Source organism: Mycobacterium sp. E183 (assembly GCF_001667735.1).
Taxonomy (GTDB): domain Bacteria; phylum Actinomycetota; class Actinomycetes; order Mycobacteriales; family Mycobacteriaceae; genus Mycobacterium.
The window spans coordinates 1-3,789 of sequence record NZ_LZJN01000097.1 but is presented as its reverse complement, the minus strand read 5'-3'; the positions used below and the strand labels follow the sequence as shown (position 1 = coordinate 3,789).

4 protein-coding genes are annotated in these 3,789 nt (G+C 70.7%); 1 reads left to right on the top strand and 3 read right to left on the bottom strand.

Annotation, left to right across the window (positions count from 1 at the left end):
- Nucleotides 1-301 (bottom strand): DUF1800 domain-containing protein (locus A5691_RS09730; RefSeq protein ID WP_231975383.1); only part of this gene is annotated, 301 nt, incomplete at its 3' end.
- Between the two features lie 84 nt (nt 302-385).
- Between A5691_RS09730 and A5691_RS09725 the strand changes: the two genes are divergently transcribed.
- Nucleotides 386-1,240 carry a DUF559 domain-containing protein gene (locus tag A5691_RS09725; protein ID WP_068015940.1) on the top strand — a complete coding sequence of 285 codons (855 nt, stop codon included), beginning with the start codon at nt 386-388 and terminating at the stop codon, nt 1,238-1,240.
- Between the two features lie 73 nt (nt 1,241-1,313).
- On the opposite strand, the gene A5691_RS09720 is transcribed toward A5691_RS09725, so the two are convergent.
- Nucleotides 1,314-3,590 (bottom strand): serine/threonine-protein kinase PknG, encoded by a 2,277-nt coding sequence (locus A5691_RS09720; protein ID WP_068015936.1) that lies wholly within the window; start codon nt 3,588-3,590, stop codon nt 1,314-1,316.
- Nucleotides 3,590-3,789, bottom strand: a 200-nt coding sequence (locus A5691_RS09715) for a transporter substrate-binding domain-containing protein (protein WP_156669951.1), incomplete at its 5' end; no start/stop codon positions are given. The genes A5691_RS09715 and A5691_RS09720, both read right to left, overlap by 1 nt.

Below are 3,789 nucleotides of genomic sequence, written 5' to 3'. Positions count from 1 at the left end.
CGCTGACCATGCGGTGCAGCCACCAGTCGGACAACGCGCGCTGCTGCTCGGAGAGCTGCTGGTTGTACTGCTTGCGGGCCGCGGGCGCGGCGGACTTTCCGGGCGGTCGGGGTGGCGTCAACGTCGGCATCGGGCTGGCGATCGCTCCCGGGTCGGCATCGGGATTCGCGGCCAGCATGGCGTCGACGTAAGTTGGCCAGTCGCCGCCCAGTGCGGCGTCCACCTCGGGTCCGGTCACCCCGAACCCGGCTCGCCGTAGCGCGCGGGCCGTGCTGACCCATGCGGTGGACTGCCCAGGCATGGGTCAACTCTGCGGCATGGACCTATGTTTTCCCTGTGGATGGCCGCACACGAGGCTCTGCGGTGCGGTGCGAACCTGCCCGGCATGGAACAACCCTTCCTCGGCAGCGAGGCCCTGCGGTCAGGCGTGCTGAGCCGCCATGAACTGCGGGCCCGTTACCGCCCCGTCTTCCCGAACGTCTACCTGCCCGACGACGCCCAGCTCTCGCTGGAGCTGCGCATCCGGGCGGCCTGGCTGTGGTCGGGGCGCCGGGCGACGGTGGTCGGGGCCGCCGCCGCCAGACTGCATGGCGCCGAATGGATTCCCGACGACGTGCCCGTCGAGCTGGCGCATGCCAACGGCCGCCCGCCGCGCGGCGTGCTGACGCGGCGCGGTGTGCTGCTGGACGGCGAGACGCAGCTCGTCGGCGGCTACCCGGTCAGCACGCCCGAGCGCACCGCCTTCGACATCGGCCGGCGCGGGGCTGTGCGCTCGGCCGTCGCGCGGCTGGACGCACTGGCCCGGGCGACGGGCTTCAAGGCCGACGACGTGCTGCGCGCCGCGGGATGCCATCCCGGCTCGCCCGGCCTGCGGCGCCTGGAAGCCGCGCTGGCGCTGTTCGACCCCGGGTCGCAGTCGCCCGGGGAGAGCTACCTGCGGCTGCTCCTGATCGACGGTGGCCTGCCGCGGCCCCAAACACAGATCCCGGTGCTAGCCGACGACGGCATTCCCTTCGCCTACCTCGACATGGGCTGGGAGGAGCACCTGGTGGCGGTCGAATACGACGGCGACCAACACCGCACCGACCGGCGGCAATACGTCAAGGACATTCGGCGCGCCGAGATGCTCGAGGAGTTGGGCTGGATCGTCGTCCGGGTGGTCGCCGAGGACCGGCCGGCCGCGATCGTGCGGCGGGTTCGCGCCGCGCTGGCCGCATCGCGTGTGCGCTCAGGGCTTTGAGCGTGCGCTCAGGGTGGGGCCGTACGGCGTGTCGCCGCCCTGGACGCACACGCGATCGCGCCAAGGGCGCAACTCAGAACGTGCTCGTCGGCCGCACCCGGTTCGCCATGTCCACCAACGCATAGCGGTGCCGCTGGGTGGGCGCCACCCGGGCGAGGTTGCGCAGCGCGGCCTCGACGCCCAGGCGCAGCCCGTGCTCGGTGAACGGAAAACCCAGGATGTGATTGGTGCTGGCCCTGTTGTCCTCCAGCCAGTCCATCGCACAGCCCAGCACCAGCGCGCGGATCTGCAGCACCCGCGGTTCGGTCGGGGGCAGCGCCTCCACCCGCCGGGCGGCGTCGCGGATGTCCTCCTCGGTGATCTCGCTCTTCGACCGGCCGGACAGCAGGGTCACCGCACTCGTCAGCCGCGCGGTGGTGAAATGCCTTGAGGTGGGCGGCACCTCGTCGAGCGTGCGCACCGCGCCGGCGCGATCGCCCTCGGCGGACAGCCATCTGGCGAGGCCGAAGGCCGCCGAGATCACCCCGTCGTTGGTCTTCCACACCGTCTGGTAGTACCTCTGCTCATCGACGTCACCGGCCAGCTCGGCGGTGGCCGCCAACGCCAGCTTGGGCGCCAGCTCGCCGGGGAAGGTGTCCAGTACCTCGGTGAAATGCGTTCTGGCGGAGTCGTAGTCGCCGGTGAGCAGCTCGGCGACGGCCCGATACCAAACCAGCCGCCACTGCCAGCCAACCCGCTCGGCCAGGTCGTCCAGCTTCCGGGTGGCCTTGGCCACGTCGCCCAGGTCGAGCAGCGCGCGAACCTCCATCAGCGGCAACTCGGTCGACTCGGACACCTCGACGCCGTCGGCGTCCAGCGTGCCGTGGCGGGCCGCGCGCAACGAATCCAGGGTCTGCACCGGCTGAGAGAGGACCGTCGCCTGCAGCACGGGGGCGGCGACGTCGGCCGGGTCGACCAGCGGCACCTGTAGCGCCGTGACGATCTCGCGGGCCGTCAGCCGCTCCGAGTGGACCTGGCCGTCCAGGTAGACGTCGGTGTGCGCGACCAGCAGGTCCACCCCGAACGTCGAGCGGCTCGGGCTGAAGATGGTCGACAGGCCCGGCCGCGGCACGCCGGTGTCCTGGGCGACGACCTCCCGCAGCACGCCCATCAGCTGGGCGGACAACTCTTCGGTGCTGGCGAATCGGCGCCGCGGGTCGGGGTCAATGGCGCGGCGCAGCAACCGCCGGTACGAGTCGTAGGTCGCCAGCACGGGGTCGTCGTCGGGCAGGCCGTCGACGTAGCGGCCGTTGCGGGTGGGCAGGTTCACCGTCAGCGCCGCGAGGGTGCGCCCCACGGTGTAGATGTCGGTCGCGACCGTCGGGCCGGTCCGCACGATCTCGGGCGCCTGGAATCCCGGCGTGCCGTAGAGGTAGCCGAACGAGTTGACGCGCGACACCGCCCCCAGGTCGATCAGCTTCAGCTGCTCCTCGGTCAGCATGATGTTCTCCGGCTTGAGGTCGTTGTAGACCAAGCCGATCGAGTGCAGATACGTCAGCGCCGGCAGGATCTCCAGCAGGTAGGCGATGGCCTCGGCGACGGGGAGCTTCTTGTCCTTGCCGTGCTTGAGCGGCTGCCCGCCGATGTACTCCATGACGATGTAGCCGACCGGGTTGCCGCCGCGGTCCTTGTGCTCGACGAAGTTGAAGATCTGCACGATCTGCGGGTGGACCACCTCGGCGAGGAACTGCCGTTCGGCCATCGCGATCGCCTGCGCCTCGGCGTCGCCCGAATGCACCAGGCCCTTGAGCACCACCGGGCGGTCGTTGACGTTGTGGTCGACCGCCAGGTACACCCACCCCAGCCCGCCGTGCGCGATGCAGCCCTTGACCTCGTACTGGTTGGCGACGATGTCACCCGGATTCAGCTGTGGCAGAAACGAATACGCGCTGCCGCAGGCGGGGCACCAGCCCTCCGACTTGCCCTTGCCCTCCTTGCCGGACCGGCCGACCGGTTTCCCGCAGTTCCAGCAGAACCGCTTGCCCTCCGGCACCACCGGGCTGGTCATCAGGGCCTCGAGCGGGTCGATGTCGCGCACCCGCGGAATCTCGACCAGGCCGCCGCCGAGGTGGCGGACCGGTGGCAGCACCCGCGTCCCCACCGTCACCCGGTCTTGCGGATCGCTGTCCAGGGTGCCCAGCGAGATGTGCGGAAAGTCGTCGTCGTCATCGTCGAAGTCGGGTCGGAACAGCGCCTGGGTGGCCTGGATGCGCCCCGTGGTCGGGCCGCCGCCCTGCGTGTCCGGCGGTTGGGTGCCCGGGCTTTCGTCGGCGCCGGTTTCCGGCTGCTCGATCTTCTCCGACTCGGCCATCAGTCCAGATACCTCGGCGTCGGTGGCGCGGGCGCGGGCCCCAGCACCGTCAACCACTTGCGGTACAACGTGTTCCACGTGCCGTCGCGGCGGATCCGCTCCAGGGTGCCGTTGACGAACCGGACCAGCCCGGTGTTGGTCAGGTTGACCCCGATGCCGTAGGGCTGGGTGGCCATGTTGGGTCCGACGATGTGCAGGT

Coding starts and splice junctions, on each gene's coding strand:
- A5691_RS09725 (WP_068015940.1), top strand. CDS start 386: ATGGAACAACCCTTCCTCGGCAGCGAGGCCCTGCGGTCAGGCGTGCTG.
- A5691_RS09720 (WP_068015936.1), bottom strand. CDS start 3,590: ATGGCCGAGTCGGAGAAGATCGAGCAGCCGGAAACCGGCGCCGACGAA.